This window comes from Citrobacter sp. CK181, assembly GCF_030333595.1.
Taxonomy (GTDB): domain Bacteria; phylum Pseudomonadota; class Gammaproteobacteria; order Enterobacterales; family Enterobacteriaceae; genus Citrobacter_B; species Citrobacter_B koseri.
Map to the genome: position 1 here is coordinate 688,275 of NZ_JAOWFN010000011.1, position 18,490 is coordinate 706,764.

Annotated in this window: 19 protein-coding genes; 9 read left to right on the forward strand and 10 right to left on the reverse strand. The window is 54.3% G+C overall.

What is annotated here, in order from left to right; translation table 11 throughout:
- The first annotated feature begins 43 nt into the window (after positions 1–43).
- Positions 44–1,171: a ribonuclease D gene (gene rnd / locus OGW17_RS07440; protein ID WP_077956910.1), complete on the forward strand. Its 1,128-nt coding sequence runs from the start codon at positions 44–46 to the stop codon at positions 1,169–1,171.
- A 34-nt stretch (positions 1,172–1,205) separates the two neighbouring features.
- Here the strand turns inward: rnd and OGW17_RS07445 are convergent, their stop codons facing one another.
- Positions 1,206–2,288, reverse strand: coding sequence for a tartrate dehydrogenase (locus tag OGW17_RS07445; protein WP_012132071.1), 1,083 nt, complete (start codon positions 2,286–2,288; stop codon positions 1,206–1,208).
- A gap of 103 nt (positions 2,289–2,391) precedes the next feature.
- Here OGW17_RS07445 and OGW17_RS07450 point away from each other — a divergent pair, with 103 nt between their 5' ends.
- On the forward strand, positions 2,392–3,309 hold the full coding sequence (locus OGW17_RS07450; protein ID WP_071258563.1) for a LysR substrate-binding domain-containing protein: 918 nt from the start codon (positions 2,392–2,394) through the stop codon (positions 3,307–3,309).
- An 88-nt stretch (positions 3,310–3,397) separates the two neighbouring features.
- On the opposite strand, the gene minE is transcribed toward OGW17_RS07450, so the two are convergent.
- Genes minE through minC form a run of 3 tightly spaced genes read right to left on the reverse strand, consistent with a single transcriptional unit; the run spans position 3,398 to position 5,211 of the window.
- Positions 3,398–3,664, reverse strand: coding sequence for a cell division topological specificity factor MinE (gene minE / locus OGW17_RS07455; RefSeq protein WP_003859937.1), 267 nt, complete (start codon positions 3,662–3,664; stop codon positions 3,398–3,400).
- A gap of 3 nt (positions 3,665–3,667) precedes the next feature.
- Positions 3,668–4,480 (reverse strand): septum site-determining protein MinD, encoded by an 813-nt coding sequence (gene minD, locus OGW17_RS07460; RefSeq protein WP_047463261.1) that lies wholly within the window; start codon positions 4,478–4,480, stop codon positions 3,668–3,670.
- A gap of 23 nt (positions 4,481–4,503) precedes the next feature.
- Positions 4,504–5,211, reverse strand: a complete 708-nt coding sequence (minC, locus tag OGW17_RS07465; protein WP_060816061.1) for a septum site-determining protein MinC — start codon at positions 5,209–5,211, stop codon at positions 4,504–4,506.
- A gap of 125 nt (positions 5,212–5,336) precedes the next feature.
- Between minC and OGW17_RS07470 the strand changes: the two genes are divergently transcribed.
- The 3 genes from OGW17_RS07470 to ycgN all read left to right on the forward strand — a co-directional run bounded on the left by OGW17_RS07470 (position 5,337) and on the right by ycgN (position 6,899).
- Positions 5,337–5,630, forward strand: a complete 294-nt coding sequence (locus tag OGW17_RS07470) for a YcgL domain-containing protein (RefSeq protein WP_024130270.1) — start codon at positions 5,337–5,339, stop codon at positions 5,628–5,630.
- Between the two features lie 70 nt (positions 5,631–5,700).
- The gene (locus tag OGW17_RS07475; RefSeq protein WP_049008376.1) at positions 5,701–6,360 is read left to right on the forward strand and encodes a fumarylacetoacetate hydrolase family protein; all 660 of its coding nucleotides are present in this window, start codon (positions 5,701–5,703) and stop codon (positions 6,358–6,360) included.
- Between the two features lie 92 nt (positions 6,361–6,452).
- A complete protein-coding gene (ycgN, locus tag OGW17_RS07480; RefSeq protein ID WP_047464034.1) occupies positions 6,453–6,899 on the forward strand; it encodes a cysteine cluster protein YcgN in 447 nt (148 codons plus the stop codon).
- 26 nt (positions 6,900–6,925) lie between these two features.
- Here the strand turns inward: ycgN and OGW17_RS07485 are convergent, their stop codons facing one another.
- From OGW17_RS07485 to nhaB, 3 genes are all read right to left on the reverse strand, one after another.
- Positions 6,926–7,267: a TehB family protein gene (locus OGW17_RS07485; RefSeq protein ID WP_071258561.1), complete on the reverse strand. Its 342-nt coding sequence runs from the start codon at positions 7,265–7,267 to the stop codon at positions 6,926–6,928.
- A gap of 109 nt (positions 7,268–7,376) precedes the next feature.
- Positions 7,377–7,907: a disulfide bond formation protein DsbB gene (gene dsbB, locus OGW17_RS07490; protein WP_024130271.1), complete on the reverse strand. Its 531-nt coding sequence runs from the start codon at positions 7,905–7,907 to the stop codon at positions 7,377–7,379.
- Between the two features lie 141 nt (positions 7,908–8,048).
- Positions 8,049–9,593: a Na(+)/H(+) antiporter NhaB gene (gene nhaB / locus OGW17_RS07495; RefSeq protein WP_047463270.1), complete on the reverse strand. Its 1,545-nt coding sequence runs from the start codon at positions 9,591–9,593 to the stop codon at positions 8,049–8,051.
- A gap of 222 nt (positions 9,594–9,815) precedes the next feature.
- Here nhaB and fadR point away from each other — a divergent pair, with 222 nt between their 5' ends.
- Entirely contained in the window at positions 9,816–10,535 is a 720-nt protein-coding gene (gene fadR / locus OGW17_RS07500; protein WP_071258559.1) for a fatty acid metabolism transcriptional regulator FadR, read from the forward strand.
- Positions 10,536–10,682: 147 nt separating this feature from the next.
- On the opposite strand, the gene OGW17_RS07505 is transcribed toward fadR, so the two are convergent.
- Complete coding sequence (locus OGW17_RS07505; RefSeq protein ID WP_286452156.1) at positions 10,683–12,215, reverse strand: SpoVR family protein; 1,533 nt, start codon at positions 12,213–12,215, stop codon at positions 10,683–10,685.
- 322 nt (positions 12,216–12,537) lie between these two features.
- On the opposite strand from OGW17_RS07505, the gene OGW17_RS07510 reads away from it, so the two are divergent.
- Both OGW17_RS07510 and dadX read left to right on the forward strand, forming a co-directional pair.
- On the forward strand, positions 12,538–13,836 hold the full coding sequence (locus OGW17_RS07510) for a D-amino acid dehydrogenase (RefSeq protein ID WP_012132085.1): 1,299 nt from the start codon (positions 12,538–12,540) through the stop codon (positions 13,834–13,836).
- Between the two features lie 12 nt (positions 13,837–13,848).
- Complete coding sequence (gene dadX / locus OGW17_RS07515; protein ID WP_071258557.1) at positions 13,849–14,919, forward strand: catabolic alanine racemase DadX; 1,071 nt, start codon at positions 13,849–13,851, stop codon at positions 14,917–14,919.
- A gap of 106 nt (positions 14,920–15,025) precedes the next feature.
- Here the strand turns inward: dadX and OGW17_RS07520 are convergent, their stop codons facing one another.
- Both OGW17_RS07520 and ldcA read right to left on the reverse strand, forming a co-directional pair.
- Positions 15,026–16,759 (reverse strand): potassium/proton antiporter, encoded by a 1,734-nt coding sequence (locus OGW17_RS07520; protein WP_047463283.1) that lies wholly within the window; start codon positions 16,757–16,759, stop codon positions 15,026–15,028.
- A 96-nt stretch (positions 16,760–16,855) separates the two neighbouring features.
- Complete coding sequence (gene ldcA, locus OGW17_RS07525; protein ID WP_071258556.1) at positions 16,856–17,770, reverse strand: muramoyltetrapeptide carboxypeptidase; 915 nt, start codon at positions 17,768–17,770, stop codon at positions 16,856–16,858.
- 100 nt (positions 17,771–17,870) lie between these two features.
- On the opposite strand from ldcA, the gene emtA reads away from it, so the two are divergent.
- Positions 17,871–18,482: a membrane-bound lytic murein transglycosylase EmtA gene (emtA, locus tag OGW17_RS07530; RefSeq protein ID WP_012132090.1), complete on the forward strand. Its 612-nt coding sequence runs from the start codon at positions 17,871–17,873 to the stop codon at positions 18,480–18,482.
- Positions 18,483–18,490 lie beyond the last annotated feature (8 nt).

Sequence of the window (18,490 nt, forward strand, 5' to 3'; positions counted from 1 at the left end):
TTAAGCCGGCGTTTTTTTTGGCGCAAACTAAAGAGAATATGATTTGAATTACCAAATGATCACTACGGACGACGCGCTGGCGACGTTATGTGAAGCGGTTCGGGCATTTCCGGCGATTGCTCTTGATACGGAGTTTGTCCGTACGCGCACCTATTACCCGCAACTTGGGCTTATCCAGCTGTTTGATGGCGAGCATGTCGCCCTGATTGATCCTCACGGCATTACCGACTGGTCGCCTCTGCGCGCCGTGTTGCGTGATACCGCGATAACCAAATTTTTGCATGCGGGCAGCGAAGATCTGGAGGTTTTTCTCAACACCTTCGGAGAGCTGCCGCAACCACTGATCGACACGCAGATCCTTGCCGCATTTTGCGGCCGCCCCTTGTCCTGGGGTTTTGCCGCGATGGTGGAGGAGTTTACGGGCGTCGCGCTGGATAAAAGCGAGTCCCGTACCGACTGGCTGGCAAGACCGTTAACCGAACGTCAGTGCGAGTATGCGGCAGCGGACGTCTGGTATTTGTTACCGATCACCAAAAAACTGATGGTCGAAACCGAAGCATCCGGCTGGCTGCCTGCGGCGCTGGATGAGTGCCGTCTGATGCAGCAGCGTCGTCAGGAAATTCTGGCGCCGGAAGAGGCCTGGCGTGACATCACCAATGCGTGGCAGTTGCGTACCCGTCAACTGGCCTGCCTGCAACTGCTGGCTGACTGGCGGCTGCGCAAGGCGCGTGAGCGCGATCTGGCGGTCAACTTTGTGGTGCGCGAAGAGCACCTGTGGGCGGTGGCGCGCTATATGCCGGGGAGCCTGGGCGAACTGGACAGCCTGGGGCTTTCTGGCAGCGAAATTCGTTTTCACGGTAAGACGCTGATCGCGTTAGTGGAGAAGGCGCAGGCGCTGCCGGAAGAGACGCTGCCGGAACCCTTGCTGAACCTGATGGATATGCCTGGCTATCGCAAGGCGTTTAAAGCCATCAAAGCGCTGGTGGCAGACGTTAGCGCGACGCACAACGTCAGTGCGGAATTGCTGGCGTCGCGTCGGCAAATCAACCAGTTGCTTAACTGGCACTGGAAGTTAAAACCGCAGGCCACGCAGCCGGAACTCATCTCCGGCTGGCGTGCGGAACTGATGGCGGAAAAACTGCGGAATCTGTTGCAGGAATATCCGCTGTAATACGGATGATGGCCGCTATCCGGCCGCTCCGTCATTAGCGCAGCGCCTGACAGATAGCCTCCGCCATCTGCCGGGTGGAGGCGGCGCCTTTCAGATCCGGTGTTTTCGGGCCGTTAGCGATAACCTGTTCAATGGCCGCGAGAATACCGTCATGTGCCTCCCGGTAGCGCGTATCGCCATTGCCGAGGAAATCCAGCATCATGGCGCCCGCCCAGATGGTGGCAACAGGGTTGGCGATATTCTTGCCGTATATATCCGGCGCAGAGCCGTGTACCGGTTCAAACAGCGACGGGAATGTGCGTTCCGGGTTCAGGTTTGCGGAAGGCGCAATGCCGATGGTGCCGGTACAGGCCGGGCCAAGATCGGACAGAATATCGCCAAACAGATTTGAGGCGACAACCACGTCAAAGCGCTCCGGCTGCATGACAAAGCGGGCGCACAGAATGTCGATATGCTGCTTATCCCAACGAATCTCCGGGTAGTGCTGCGCCATGGCTTCAACGCGTTCATCCCAGAAAGGCATACTGATGGCCAGGCCGTTGGATTTGGTGGCGGACGTCAGCGTTTTGCGCGGTCGGCTTTGCGCCAGCTCAAAGGCGTAGCGCAGAATGCGATCCACTCCGCGCCGGGTAAATACCGACTCCTGAATCACCACTTCGTGCTCGGTTCCGGCATTGACGCGCCCGCCCAGCGAGGAGTATTCCCCTTCGGTGTTCTCGCGCACGACGTAGAAATCAATATCTCCCGCTTTTTTTCCGGCCAGCGGGCAGGGAACGCCGGGAAACAGACGTACCGGACGCAGGTTAACGTACTGGTCAAATTCGCGGCGGAATTTCAGCAGCGATCCCCACAATGAAACATGGTCCGGGACGGTATCCGGCCAGCCGACGGCGCCGAAATAGATCGCATCAAACGATTTTAGCTGCGCATGCCAGTCGTCAGGCATCATCGTACCGTGATGTGCATAATATTCGCAGCTGGCCCACTCAATCGGCTCAAAGCTGAGCGAGAGATCCCAGCGTTCAGCGGCGGTCTGCAATACGCGAATACCTTCAGGCAGGACTTCTTTACCAATACCGTCTCCGGGAATAGCGGCAATACGACAGGTTTTCTTCATACCAGCTCTCACTTATCAGCAGTCAAAATTGACTTACCCCTTATCCTATAATTGACTGATTGAGAGTTAATCCTTCCAACTGGTGAAACATAAAACACAAATCATGAATAATCTGCCTCTCCTGAATGATTTACGCGTCTTTATGCGGGTTGCCCGGCGTGCGGGTTTTAGCGCGGTTGCGGAGGAACTGGGCGTTTCGCCGGCGTTTATCAGCAAACGGGTGGCGTTGCTGGAGCAGACGCTGAACGTGGTGCTGCTCCACCGAACGACCCGGCGGGTGACGATCACGGAAGAGGGCGAGCGTATTTACGAATGGGCGCAGCGCATTTTGCAGGATGTGGATCAGATGATGGATGAGCTGTCTGACGTGCGGCAAGTCCCACAAGGTATGCTGCGTATTATCAGCAGTTTTGGCTTCGGTCGGCGGATTGTTGCGCCCGCGCTGTCGGTACTGGCGAAGCAGTATCCACAGCTGGAGTTGCGGTTTGACGTTGAGGACCGGCTGGTAGATCTGGTGAATGAAGGGGTCGATCTTGATATTCGTATTGGTGATGAGATTGCCTCTAATTTAATCGCGCATAAGCTTGGAACCAATTACCGCATTTTATGCGCATCACCGGCGTTTCTGGCGCAGCACGGCACGCCGAAGCAGCTCAGCGATCTGGCAGCCTTTCCGTGTCTGGTGATTAAAGAGCGTGACCATCCCTTTGGAATCTGGCAGTTACGCACAAAAGAACGGGAATATTCGATTAAAGTGACAGGGTCACTGTCCTCCAACCACGGTGAGATTGTGCATCAATGGTGTCTGGACGGGCAGGGCATTGCGTTGCGGTCGTGGTGGGATGTCTGCGATAACATTGCCAGCGGCCACCTGGTGCAGGTTCTGCCGGAATATTATCAACCTGCTAATATCTGGGCGGTCTCCGCTTCCCGTCTTTCCTCGTCGGCAAAAATTCGCATTACGGTTGAATTTCTGCGCCGCTATTTTCAGGAGCGTTACCCGAAGTTCAGCCTGGAATAAGCACCGCCGCGTTATTGTTTATGGCACAGCAGCAAATAAAAGGCAGAATACTCTGCCTTTTTATCGCGTTGCGTTATCCGAAAAGAGATTATCTGGACTCTTCGGCTTCCGGTAATGTCACGTTAAGCTCGAGAATTGAAATATCGCCGTCTTTTTGCTCAAGCTGTACGGTGACCATTTCTGGATCAATTTGCACATACTTGCAGATGACTTCGAGAATATCTTTTCTCAACTGCGGTAAATAATGCGGCTCGGCGTCGCTGCGACGGCGCTCCGCAACAATGATTTGCAGTCGCTCTTTAGCGATGTTGGCTGTACTCTTTTTCCGCGAGAGAAAAAAATCCAGTAATGCCATAACTTATCCTCCGAACAGGCGTTTGAGGAAACCTTTCTTCTCTTCTTCAATGAAGCGGAAAGGACGTTCTTCTCCCAACAGACGTTCTACGGTATCTGCATAGGCTTTACCCGCATCAGCAGTGATGTCGAGAATAACCGGCTCTCCCTGGTTGGATGCGCGCAGGACTGACTGATCTTCCGGGATAACCCCCACGAGTTTGATGCGCAGGATTTCCAGCACGTCTTCCATACTGAGCATATCGCCTCTGTTAACGCGGCCTGGGTTGTAACGCGTCAGCAGCAGATGCTCTTTAATCGGGTCTTCGCCGTTTTCAGCACGACGGGATTTTGACGCCAGAATGCCCAGAATACGGTCAGAGTCACGTACTGAGGAGACTTCCGGGTTCGTGGTGATAATCGCTTCATCGGCAAAATAGAGCGCCATCAGCGCGCCGGTTTCAATGCCCGCCGGAGAGTCGCAGACGATAAAGTCGAAATCCATTGTCTTCAGGTCATCGAGAACTTTTGCTACGCCCTCACGGGTCAGCGCGTCTTTATCGCGGGTTTGCGATGCCGGAAGAATAAAGAGATTCTCAGTGCGCTTATCTTTGATTAACGCCTGGTTTAGCGTCGCATCGCCCTGAATCACGTTCACGAAATCGTAAACGACACGACGCTCACATCCCATGATCAGGTCGAGGTTACGCAGACCGATATCGAAATCGATAACGACAGTTTTCTTTCCCTTCTGGGCCAAACCAGTAGCGATGGCCGCGCTGGAGGTGGTCTTGCCAACGCCCCCTTTACCCGAAGTAACTACAATAATGCGTGCCATAGAAATTCCTTGTTAAAAAGGGATCAATTCAACGGTTGAACTGCCAAAGCGTTATCTGCTAACCGCAGACGCGCCGCTTTGCCATAAAATTCTGCCGGGATTTTATCACTCAGCCAATAAACACCTGCGATAGACACCAGTTCTGCCGTCAGATGGGTACAAAAAATTTGCGCTTCCCGATCGCCGCTGGCGCCTGCCAGCGCGCGACCCCGCATCATGCCATAAACGTGGATATTACCGTCTGCGATTAACTCTGCGCCAGCGCTGACGTGACTTGTAACAATTAGATCACATTGTGGAGCATAAATGCGCTGACCGGAACGAACCGGTACGTCAATTAATCGCGTTTTTGTGATGGGGGTAACATTTTGCGGCGGCGCGCTCGGTGCCGGGGCTTCGACCGGGGCGGAACGAGCGACTTTCTCTTTACCTTCAGTCAGTAAAGGAAGACCCATCTCGTCAATTTCCGCTTTTAGCGACGCGTCTTTGCAGCCGCTAACGCCGATAATACGCAGACCGGTAGACGTCACCACCTCTTGCAGCGCAGGCCAGTTTACTGGACTTTCAAGGCCGCTGACGTTAATGACCACGGGAGCATGTTTTAAAAAAGCAGGTGCCTGAGCGATTTTGTCTTCCAACGCCTGACGAATAACCTTGGGTTCAGCTTCGTGCAAATGAACCACTGATAAGGTGAAGCTACTGCCTTTAAGCTCGATTGGCGTGTTTGACATCCTGGCCTTACTCAATTTGCTATTTATCATCCCCAATGCGGGGCGATATTCCGAAGACTAGAAGGCATGTTATAGTCAGTATTATATTGAGGCAAGTCACCATCCCGTTAATTCAGAGTAAAAGTATGTTTTGTGTGATCTATCGAAGTAGCAAACGCGACCAGACCTATTTATACGTCGAAAAAAAAGACGATTTCTCACGGGTTCCTGAAGATCTGATGAAGGGATTCGGGCAGCCAACGCTGGCAATGATTCTGCCGTTGGATGGGCGTAAGAAATTAGTGAATGCCGACCTGGAGAAAGTAAAACAAGCGTTAACCGACCAGGGGTATTATTTACAACTGCCGCCACCGCCGGAAGATTTACTCAAACAACATCTTTCTGCGCCGGGCGAAAATAAACCAGACGCTAAAAGTTAAACTGTATCCGGCAACGCGAATGCCCTGCCGATGCAGTTCCTGAAATCCACGATTACGTTAGGGGAAAATAATGTATCAACATCACAACTGGCAAGGTGCTCTGCTTGATTACCCGGTAAGTAAAGTGGTTTGTGTAGGCAGTAACTACGCAAAGCATATTAAGGAGATGGGTAGCGCAACGCCGGATGAACCCGTTCTTTTTATTAAACCGGAAACGGCGCTGTGCGATCTGCGCCAGCCGCTGGCGATTCCGACGGACATGGGCGCCGTTCACCATGAAGTCGAACTGGCGATATTGATTGGCTCGACTCTGCGCCAGGCGACGGAAGACCATGTCCGCAAGGCGATTGCCGGTTATGGCGTGGCGCTCGATCTGACGCTGCGGGATATTCAGGGCAAAATGAAAAAAGCCGGTCAGCCCTGGGAAAAAGCAAAAGGGTTTGATAATTCCTGCCCGCTGTCAGGTTTTATTCCGGTTTCGGAGTTTCATGGCGATCCGCAAAATACCGCGCTCGGGTTGAAAGTGAACGGCGAAATTCGTCAGCAAGGCTCGACGGCGGAGATGATCCACCACATCGTGCCGCTCGTCGCCTACATGAGCCGTTTCTTCACGCTCAAAGCGGGAGACGTGATCCTGACCGGCACACCGGAAGGCGTCGGTCCGTTGCAAAGCGGCGACGAGCTGGAAGTCAGTTTTAACGGTCAAACGCTGACGACGCGCGTCCTGTAATCTCTGCTTGCCGCCTTTTCGGGCGGCAAAACTTGCATCAGCGTGCCAGACTGGTTATAAGGTGCAGCTTTACAGCAATGGCGGATACCCTGATGAGCGACATACCTTTCTGGCAAAGTAAAACCCTGGATGACATGACCGATGCCGAGTGGGAGTCGTTGTGTGATGGATGCGGCCAGTGTTGCCTGCACAAACTGATGGATGAAGACACCGACGAAATCTATTTCACCAACGTGGCGTGTCGCCAGTTGAATATCAAAACCTGCCAGTGTCGTAACTATGAACGTCGGTTCGAGTACGAGCCAGACTGCATTAAACTCACCCGCGATAATCTGCCTACCTTTGAATGGTTGCCGATGACCTGCGCCTATCGCTTGTTAGCGGAAGGAAAGGGGCTGCCGGGCTGGCATCCGTTGTTGACCGGGTCGAAAGCGGCGATGCACGGCGAGCGTATTTCTGTGCGCCATATTGCGGTGAAAGAATCTGAAGTGCGGGACTGGCAGGATCACATCTTAAACAAACCTTCATGGGCGGACTGAACCGCCCATTGTTCAGCAAGCGTTAATTACGCTTTTTTCGCCTGATACATTTCATCGCCGTGGTTGTCGTCTTCAACCCAGAAATTGATATTGAATTGCGCATCGTCGCTTAATTCGATGCGGTGCCAGTATTGCGGCGGGCTGGTCGCAAACTGACCGGCGTTAATGACCACTTTGAGTTCAGGTTCTTTGGCGTCTTCGTTAGCGAAACCGTAGTAAGTGACTGTGCCTTCCATCACGCAGAGTTGCCCAAAGACACCCGCAGCGGTGTTATGGTGGGAGAGCAGTGCGGCTGGCACATTCTCTTTGGTGAAGAAGGGAGTGGAACGTTTAATTTTCCAGTTTGCCGGGATGTGTAAATGGGACATAAAGCGTCTCCTTGTGGGGGCATCTATAAGATGTATTTAATATACATCTTATAGATGCCCGGAAGCAACGCCGTCAGGCGAAAAAAAACGCTCCCGAAGGAGCGTTCTGTTATCGACTAAAGAGATCGCGTCTTTTCGGCTTAAACGGTTGAGCAATCAACACCAGGATCGCGATCGCCAGATATGCCGCAAAAATCCCCAACAGCCACTGCGGCATCTCCAGGGTTAAAAACGACCACTGACGCTCGGCGCAGTCGCCGGAAGCCAGGAAGACCTGCGGCAGCCATTTATCCAGCGGCAGCCACGTCGGGAAGCGCGCAGCAAAATCACAGGTCATGAACGGCGAAGGATGAAGCTGGATCATCGTGTGTTCATAAGCCAACTGCAACCCGCGCCAGGCGCTGTAAATCCAGATCGCTATCGCCACATAACGCAGCGGCGTTTTAGGGGCGACAGCGCCAACCAGACCCGCGCCCATCACACCGAATAACGCGCTACGTTCGTAAATACATAGCACGCAAGGTTTGAGCAGCATGACGTGCTGGAACCACAGCGCTACCATTTCGAGCGCAAAGGCAGTTAACGCCATCAGTAACCACGCGCCCCGACCCCGTGAGCACTGGTTTAAAAATCGCAACATAATTATTTCCCTGCAACATGCGTAGACACCGCAGTGTAAACCAATTCAATTTATGCGCCAGTAGTGGGAAATGAAATAAAGTATAATCGGATAATTATCATGCAAAAAGTCAAACCGGGCAGTGATTTGCCCGGTTTGATGTTATGAGAATGTAGCTAACCAGCCAGATTGCGTCATCCACTCCGTGATGGGGGTGAGGGTAAACTCGACGCAGAGTAAACCAACGAGGGTGAGCACCAGCGTGTATGGCAACGCCATCCAGACCATACGGCCATAAGAGAGACGAATCAGCGGCGCCAGCGCAGAGGTGAGCAGGAACAAAAATGCCGCCTGGCCGTTTGGCGTCGCCACGGACGGCAAATTGGTGCCGGTGTTGATCGCTACCGCCAGCAGTTCGTACTGTTTCATGCTGATTGCGCCGCTTTCCATAGCCGCTTTGGCCTCATTGATGTAAATCGTCCCGACGAACACGTTATCGGAAATGGACGACAGCAGGCCATTGAAGAGGTAGAACAGCGTTAACTGCGCATGTTCGGAAGCCTGTAAAACGAACTGGATGATCGGGGCGAAAAGATGCTGATCGATAATGACCGCCACGATGGAGAAGAAAACCGTCAACAGCGCGGTAAACGGCAAGGACTCAGTAAATGCTTTGCCAATCGCGTGTTCATCGGTGACGCCGGTGAGTGACGTGGCCAGAATAATGACCGACAGGCCAATCAAGCCCACTTCCGCCAGATGCAGCGCCAGCGCCGTCACCAGCCAGACGCCGATAATCGCCTGCACAAACAGATTGAGTTTGTCCTGGCGTGTACGACGTTGACGGCTTTGATCGTCGAACTCCTGCAAAATATGACGCACTTTCTCCGGCAGCGTTTCACCATAGCCAAACCAGCGCAGTTTCTCGACCAGCACGCAGGTGAACAGCCCGCAAATTAGCACCGGAACCGTCACCGGCGACATGCGCAGGAAGAAATCGCCGAAATGCCAGCCCGCCGCTTTGGCGATAATCAGGTTCTGCGGTTCGCCAACCATCGTCATGACGCCGCCCAGCGCGGTGCCTACGCCCGCATGCATCATCAGGCTGCGCAAGAAACCGCGAAACTGCTCCAGCACCGCTTTACTGTTCTGGTCGAGGTGATCGTCATCCTGGAGATCGTTCTCTTCGCCGCGCGCAGAGGCGATGCGATGATAAATGCCATAAAAGCCGACCGCGACGCTGATGACCACCGCGACAACGGTCAGGGCATCAAGGAAAGCGGACAGGAAGGCGGCAGCCATACAAAATGCGAGCGACAGCAGCATCTTGGAACGAATGCTAAGCAGCAGGCGGGTAAAAATGAACAGCAGCAACTGCTTCATAAAGTAGATGCCTGCGACCATGAACATCAGCAGCAGCAGCACTTCGAGGTTGGCGGCAACCTCTTCGCGCACATGCGCTGCGCTGGTCATCCCAATGATGACCGCTTCAATCGCCAGTAATCCGCCTGGCAGCAGGGGATAGCACTTCAGCGCCATCGCCAGCGTGAAAATAAATTCAGCGACCAGCAGCCAGCCCGCTACAAACGGATTGATGAAGAAAATCAGTGGATTAGCAATTAAAAAAGCGATTAATGCAAGTTTATACCAGTCAGGCGACTGGCCCAGAAAGTTGCGCCAGAATGCGCGACCCCAGGAGAGCTCCATGGCAGTTTCCCTTACCTGTAAATGTGAGAATCATGTTTTTATGTTTAGGCGCAAAGCTTAGCGGCCAGGGTAAAAGCAGGCAAGTCCTTAACGTGATGGCGCGGCGTTATCCAGAAAATGAAGCCTTGATCCCCTTTTTCTTCATCCTGTCCGCTATCAGCCATGAAACCCGTCTGGTATGATGAGTGTAACTATGTTTTGCTGTGTAATGGAAATCTCACTATGGTCATTAAGGCGCAGAGCCCGGCGGGTTTCGCGGAAGAGTACATCATTGAAAGTATCTGGAATAACCGCTTCCCACCTGGCACTATTTTGCCTGCCGAACGTGAACTCTCCGAACTTATCGGAGTGACGCGCACCACGTTACGCGAAGTATTGCAGCGCCTGGCGCGAGACGGCTGGTTGACGATTCAACACGGCAAACCGACAAAGGTGAACAATTTCTGGGAAACGTCCGGGCTGAATATTCTTGAAACGCTCGCGCGTCTTGATCATGAAAGCGTGCCGCAACTGATTGATAATCTGCTGTCGGTGCGAACCAATATCTCCACGATTTTTATCCGCACCGCGTTTCGTCAGCATCCTGATAAGGCGCAGGAAGTGCTGGCGACGGCGAATGAAGTGGCCGACCACGCCGATGCGTTCGCGGAGCTGGATTACAACATTTTCCGCGGTCTGGCGTTTGCCTCCGGTAATCCGATTTACGGTCTGATCCTGAACGGGATGAAAGGGCTGTATACCCGCATTGGCCGTCACTATTTTGCCAACCCGGAAGCCCGGAGCCTGGCGCTCGGTTTCTACCATAAGCTGTCATCGCTTTGCGAACAGGGCGCGCATGACCAGGTGTACGAAACGGTACGCCGTTACGGTCATGACAGCGGTGAGATTTGGCATCGTATGCAGAAGAATTTGCCAGGCGATTTGGCCATTCAGGGCCGCTAATCGTTATACGCCGGATGGCGCTCCGCTTATCCGGCCTACGGTGATGTGCTGTTTGTTTGTGCCGGATGGCGCTTCGCTTATCCGGCCTACGGTGATGTGCTGTTTGTAGGCCGGATAAGGTGTTTACACCGCCATCCGGCAATTAAACTACAGGCTGTTCATTCTCGGCGGGCACCGCTCCAGCAGCTCAACGCTGCCATCCTCATTCTGCTGCTCCAGCATGACATCAAACCCCCACAGGCGATGCACATGTTTCAGCACCTCTTTACGTCCCTTGTCCAGCGGTGCGCGGTTGTGAGGAATATAGCGTAGCGTCAAAGAGCGATCGCCGCGTAAATCCACATTCCAGATCTGAATATTCGGCTCCAGATTGCTCAGGTTGTACTGCGACGAAAGCCGATTGCGGATCTCGCGATAACCTTCCTCATTGTGAATGGCTGAAATTTCCAGATAGTTGTGCCGGTCGTCGTCCAGCACGGTAAAGAAACGGAAATCACGCATCACTTTCGGTGACAGGAACTGGCTGATAAAGCTCTCGTCTTTAAAATCACGCATCGCGAAATGCAGGGTTTCCAGCCAGTCTGAACCGGCGATATCCGGGAACCAGTATTTATCTTCTTCCGTTGGCGACTGGCAAATGCGTTTGATGTCCTGGAACATCGCGAAGCCAAGCGCATAAGGGTTAATTCCGCTATACCACGGGCTGTTGTACGGCGGCTGGAACACCACATTGGTGTGGCTGTGTAAAAACTCCAGCATAAAGCGCTCGGTCACTTTACCTTCATCGTAAAGATGATTCAGGATGGTGTAGTGCCAGAACGTCGCCCAGCCTTCGTTCATCACCTGCGTCTGTTTTTGCGGATAGAAATACTGGCTGACCTTGCGCACGATGCGCAGGATCTCGCGCTGCCATGACTCCAGCAACGGCGCGTTCTTTTCCATAAAGTAGAGCAGGTTTTCCTGCGGTTCAGACGGGTAACGCCGCGTTTCGGCGACGGCTTTCTCTTCCTCTTTCTTCGGCAGAGTACGCCACAGCATATTCACCTGGCTTTGCAGATACTCTTCGCGACTTTTCTGCCGGGCTTTCTCCTCCTGCAACGAAATTTTTTGCGGGCGTTTGTAGCGATCGACGCCATAGTTCATCAGCGCATGGCAGGAATCCAGCAGCTTTTCAACTTCGTCCACGCCATAGCGTTCTTCGCATTCGGTAATGTAATTACGGGCAAAGATCAGGTAATCGACAATCGAACTGGCATCAGTCCAGCTGCGGAACAGGTAGTTATTCTTGAAGAAAGAGTTATGCCCATAGCACGCGTGCGCCATCACCAGCGCCTGCATAGTAATGGTGTTCTCTTCCATCAGATAAGCGATACACGGGTTGGAGTTAATGACGATTTCATAGGCCAGCCCTTGCTGACCATGCTTATACAGGCGCTCGGTTTCAATGAATTTTTTGCCAAACGACCAGTGAGGATAGTTGATCGGCATCCCGACGCTGGAATAGGCATCCATCATCTGCTCAGAGGTGATCACATCGATTTGGTGCGGATAGGTATCCAGTTTGTAGAGTTTCGCGACGCGGTCAATCTCCGCCAGATAGACATCCAGCAGATCAAACGTCCAGTCGGGTCCATCGCTCAAACGTGTGCTGTCCTTGTTCATGGAATCAATCGTAGCCATTCGCGCACCCTCATTGTTGGCGGCACTCTCTGTCTGGAGCACCTCATTTCAAGCATAGAACACCGTGTTAAAAAACGTGCTGATGAAGAAAATTTTTCTTTGCGATTTCGCAGCGCCGGCACGCCAGAAACTGGCATGGCTGCGATATTTTATGCTGGATAAAAATGACGCGCAGCAGGAGATGCCAAAGCAGAGAGATCCCTGACAACAGAGGCAGATGTGAGGTACGTCACCATAAAAAAGCCATATGTTGAATAATATTTTCAACTGAGTTATCAAGATGTAATTAGAAGATTGTTCTTTTACTGTTAACGGAGTGGCTATGCGAGTTGTCATACTGGGAAGTGGCGTCGTTGGCGTAACCAGCGCCTGGTATCTGTGTCAGGCTGGGCATGACGTCACCGTCATCGATCGTGAACCTGGCCCGGCGCTGGAAACCAGCGCGGCGAACGCCGGACAAATTTCTCCGGGCTATGCCGCGCCGTGGGCGGCGCCGGGTGTGCCGCTGAAGGCCATCAAGTGGATGTTCCAGCGCCATGCGCCGCTGGCTGTTCGCCTGGACGGGACGCAGTTTCAGTTGAAGTGGATGTGGCAAATGTTGCGTAACTGCGACACCCGCCATTACATGGAGAACAAAGGGCGCATGGTGCGTCTGGCGGAGTACAGCCGTGATTGCCTGAAAGCGCTGCGTGCCTCAACCGGCATTCAGTATGAAGGGCGTCAGGGCGGAACATTGCAGTTATTCCGTACCGCGCAACAGTATGAGAACGCCACCCGCGATATCGCCGTTCTGGAAGATGCTGGCGTACCGTATCAGCTACTGGAATCCAGCCGTCTGGCGGAGGTTGAACCTGCGCTGGCGGAAGTGGCGCACAAACTGACCGGCGGCCTGCGTTTGCCCAATGATGAAACCGGAGATTGCCAGCTGTTCACTCAGCGCCTGGCGCAGATGGCGGAACAGGCGGGCGTGACGTTTCGCTTCAACACGCCGGTGGAAAAACTGCTGTACGAAGGTGAACAAATTTACGGCGTGAAGTGCGGGGATGACATCATCAAAGCCGATGCTTACGTGATGGCGTTTGGCTCTTACTCGACGGCGATGCTCAAAGGGATCGTCGATATTCCGGTCTATCCGCTTAAAGGTTATTCGCTGACGATTCCGGTCGCACAGGACGATGGCGCGCCAGTTTCGACTATCCTTGATGAAACCTACAAAATTGCCATTACCCGTTTTGATAAGCGTATTCGCGTGGGGGGAATGGCGGAAATTGTCGGCTTTAACACTGAATTATTACAACCGCGTCGTGAAACGCTGGAGATGGTCGTACGCGATCTCTTCCCGCGCGGAGGGCATGTGGAACAAGCCACGTTCTGGACCGGGCTGCGGCCAATGACCCCGGATGGTACGCCGGTGATCGGACGGACGCGCTTCAAAAACCTGTGGCTGAATACCGGGCATGGGACGCTGGGCTGGACAATGGCCTGCGGTTCAGGGCAATTACTGAGCGATATTCTTTCAGGTCGTACACCTGCTATTCCTTATGACGACCTGAGCGTCGCGCGGTACAGCCCTGGCTTTACGCCGTCACGACCCCGGCATCTTCATGGCGCGCATAACTAATAAGGAAGCGAGATGACCCGCCCTATACTGGCCAGCCTTGACCTGCAGGCGATGAAACAAAATCTTGGCATTGTGCGCCAGGCCGCCCCGGACGCTCGCGTCTGGTCGGTGGTGAAAGCCAATGCCTACGGACATGGTATCGAGCGTATCTGGACGGCGTTGGGGGCGACCGACGGCTTTGCCATGCTCAATCTCGAAGAGGCGATTACGCTGCGAGAGCGGGGATGGAAAGGGCCGATCTTAATGCTGGAAGGGTTCTTCCATGCCGACGAGCTGGCCATATATGACACATACCGTCTGACGACCTGCATACACAGCAACTGGCAGCTCAAAGTGTTGCAAAACGCGCGCCTGAACGCGCCGCTGGATGTTTATCTCAAAGTGAATAGCGGCATGAACCGGCTGGGTTTTTTACCCGAGCGGGTACAGACCGTCTGGCAGCAACTGCGGGCGCTGCCGAATGTGGGCGAAATGACGTTAATGTCGCACTTTGCCGATGCTGAGCACCCGGAAGGGATCGACCAGGCGATGACGAAAATCGCCCATGCGACGGAAGGGCTTGAATGCCGTCGCTCGCTGTCGAATTCAGCGGCTACGCTGTGGCATCCTGAAGCCCATTTTGACTGGGTGCGCCCCGGAATTATTCTGTATGGCGCATCGCCGTCAGGGCAGTGGCGGGATATCGCCAATACCGGGCTGAAACCGGTTATGACCCTGAGCAGCCAGATTATTGGCGTACAGACGCTGAAAGCGGGCGATCGGGTCGGGTATGGCGGACGCTATACCGCGACCCAGGAGCAGCGCATCGGGATTGTGGCGGCGGGCTACGCGGATGGTTATCCCCGTCATGCGCCAAACGGCACGCCAGTGCTGGTGGACGGTGTGTGTACCGGAACGGTTGGCACCGTGTCGATGGATATGCTGGCGGTGGACCTGACGCCGTGCCCGCAGGCGGGTATCGGTACGTCTGTGGAACTGTGGGGGAAAGAGATCAAGATTGATGATGTCGCCTCTGCGGCGGGAACGGTGGGGTATGAACTGATGTGCGCGCTGGCGCCGCGTGTTCCGGTTGTGACGGCGTAACTTTTTTTGTGGTGCCGTAGGATGGCGCCAGTACTTATCCGGCCTACAGAAGACAGAGTGTAGGCCGGATAAGGCGTGTCAACGCCGCCATCCGGCAGCGTTTCCATTATTCCATTTCATCCCCCGCGACGCGAACCCCGACCTTACGCACGGCGTTGTCTTCTTTCTCTGCGACCGTCCAGATCATGCCGGCAAACTCCACCTGGTCGCCCACAACCGGCGCGGCACCCAGCAACTGCTGTACGATTTCCCCCAGCGTCTGCTGTTTATCGCGATATTCCGTTCCTTCATCCAGACCGTAAATCAGGGCGACGTCAGCAAACTTCGCATTGGCTTCGAGAATAAAATCGCCGAAAAAGCGCTGATCCAGCGCGACCGGCGGCGACTGGCTGAACAGTTTGCCCAGCGCCGGAAGGTCGCGCTCACGTCCAATAACGCACAGAACGTCGCCTTCGCGTAAACGGGTGCTTCCGGTCGGATGGAACAGCACGTTGTCGCGAAACAGGGCGGCGATGCGGGTCTCCTGCGGCATGTGCAGATCGCGCAGCGCGGCGCCGACGCACCACTTATCTTCACTCAACTGGTAGACAAACTGCTCCCAGGGGTTTTCCGGGTGAATATCCAGCCCGATACGCGAAACCGGCCAGCCGACGGGAGGCACCACCACTTTGGCTTTTTTGGCCGCCCAGGTCAGGGACGTTCCCTGGAACAGCAGCGATATCAGCACCACAAAGAATGCGACATTAAAAAACAGTCGGGCATTCTCCAGCCCGGCCATCATCGGGAAAACCGCCAGGATAATGGGTACGGCGCCACGCAGCCCCACCCAACTGATGAAGATCCGCTCACGCAGATTAAAGCCCCGAAACGGCAGCAGGCCCGCGAAAACGGAGAGTGGGCGAGCCACCAGAATCATCCAGACCGACAGCACCAGCGCCGGAACGGCGATAGGCAGCAGATCGGATGGCGTAACGAGCAGTCCGAGTACGAGGAACATGGCGATTTGCGCCAGCCAGGCCAGGCCGTCAAAGTTTTGCAGGATGCCAAACCGGTTGCGGATAGGGCGGTTGCCCAGCAGGAATCCACACAGGTAAACGGCCAGAATGCCGCTGCCTTCCAGCGCGGTGGTTACGGCGAAAACGAGAATTCCCCCGCTCAGCGCCAGCAGCGGATATAACCCGGTGGGCAAGGCAATCCGGTTAATCATTTGCTGAAGCAGATATCCGCCGCCTAACCCCAGCATGATCCCCAGTCCAAACTGCTGGATGATATCGAGCACGAAAAGCCAGCTCAGGCCGGTCTCATGTTTCTGAATCATCTCTATCAGCGTGATGGTCAGGAAAACCGCCATCGGGTCGTTACTCCCGGATTCGATTTCCAGCGTCGAACCGACGCGTTCGTTAAGCCCTTTACCGCCCAGCAGAGAAAAAACGGCAGCCGCATCCGTTGAACCGACAATGGCGCCAATCAGCAACCCTTCGATGAGATTCAAATGAAAGAGCCAGGCGGCCATCATGCCGGTGAGACCGGAGGTAATCAGTACCCCTACCGTCGCGAGCGAGAGCGCCGGGCCCAGGGCGACGCGAAAGGAGCTGGCCTGGGTACGCATCCCGCCATCCAGCAGAATAATTGCCAGCGCGAGGTTACTCACCATGTACGCGAAAGGATAATTATCAAACGGGATACCGCCAACGCCATCAACACCCGCGAGCATGCCAATCGCGAGAAAGATAACCAGAATAGGGATGCCAAGACGAGATGAGAATGAACTTAATAAGATACTACAGGTTACGAGGACTGAACCCAAAATGAAAAGACTAATAATGGCTGCGGCATCCAACGTTATGTTACTCCTGAATTACGCTGTTTCTAATAATAAACCCTAACATAATAACGACAGAAACAGCGTTTTACTTAGCCCAGGCGACGGCTTTTTTTATGATTTGAGGACAGGATGGCCGGAGAGTGTGAGTTGGCTGCCATTTTCGCCATTCTTTAGCACCGCGTGAGCGCCGAGCGGCAGCGTAACGGTGCGTTGCTCATGACCAAAATCCAGACCGGTCACGACGGGGATGGAGAGACGGGAACGCAGAAACGCGTAAACCGCGTCAAGATCGTAACCGGCATCGTAATCATTCGGCGCGCTACCGCTGAAACTGCCCAATATCAGCGCGTTCTGCCGGGCCAGAATCCCCGCGTGATACAGTTGCAGAAGCATTCGCTCAACGCGGAAAGGATGCTCGTTAATATCCTCCAGCACCAGTACGCCATTTTCAATGGCGGGCATCCACGGGGTGCCGATAAGGGAGACCAGCATGGCCAGATTGCCGCCCCACAGCGTGCCTCCCGTCTCACATGTCGGGCCGTTACCTTGCCACTCCACCGTGAACTGCGCGTTGCACAAGGCCCGCCAGAAATGGCGCTCGGTGAAGGTGTTCATCTCCTCCGCGCCGAAATTCGCCGCCAGCATGGGGCCGCTAAACGTTATCACCTTGCCCAGCGCCAGCAGAGCGGACTGAATCACCGTAAAATCGCTGTGGCCGCAGATCAGCAGCGGGTTCGCCTGTTGCCGTGTGATGAGCGCCTGCCAGTCAATGCTCTCCAGCAGACGACTGGCGCCGTAACCGCCGCGAACCGGCATCACAATGGTATCGGGCGTCGTCAGGCGGGCGAGGCCGTTAACATCCGCCAGACGCTCGGCGTCTGAACCGGCAAAACGCTGGTCACGGCGGCCAATGACGGCGGCGTTATCCACCTGGTGGCCGGATTCGATAAGCCGTTGTACGCCGCGTAAAGCCGCTTGCTGATTGATGCAGTAACCCGATGGGGCGATTAAGTGAAACAGGGACATGGCAATTCCTTGCTGACATCTAAAACCAAATGTATATCATGCCGATTGAGCATGTCGTTGTCACTCGCAGCGGCGAATTCCGGCTATAAGGATAGATGACGTGAAATTGAGATGGTTTGCTTTTTTGGTTGTATTGCTGGCGGGCTGTAGTTCAAAGCAGGATTACAAGAATCCGCCCTGGAACGCCGAAGTCCCGGTTAAACGGGCAATGCAGTGGATGCCGATAAGTGAAAAAGCCGGGGAAGCCTGGGGCGTCAGCCCGCGTCTGATTACCGCGATCATCGCGATTGAATCGGGCGGTAATCCGACGGTGGTCAGTAAATCCGGGGCGGTTGGGTTAATGCAACTGAAGGCCTCGACGTCCGGGCGTGATGTTTATCGTCATATGGGCTGGAGCGGCGAACCGTCGACCAGCGAACTGAAAAACCCGGAGCGGAATATTTCGATGGGGACGGCGTACCTGAGTATTCTGGAACACGGGTCGCTGGCCGGTATTAACGATCCGCAGGTGATGCAGTACGCGCTGGTGGTCTCTTATGCCAATGGCGCGGGCGCGCTGCTGCGCACGTTCTCTTCCGATCGCAAAAAAGCGATTGAGAAAATCAACGATCTGAGCGCGGATGAGTTTTTCGAGCACGTTGCCAAAAATCATCCTGCGCCACAGGCGCCGCGTTATATCTGGAAACTCCAGCAAGCGCTGGATGCGATGTAACCCGCACG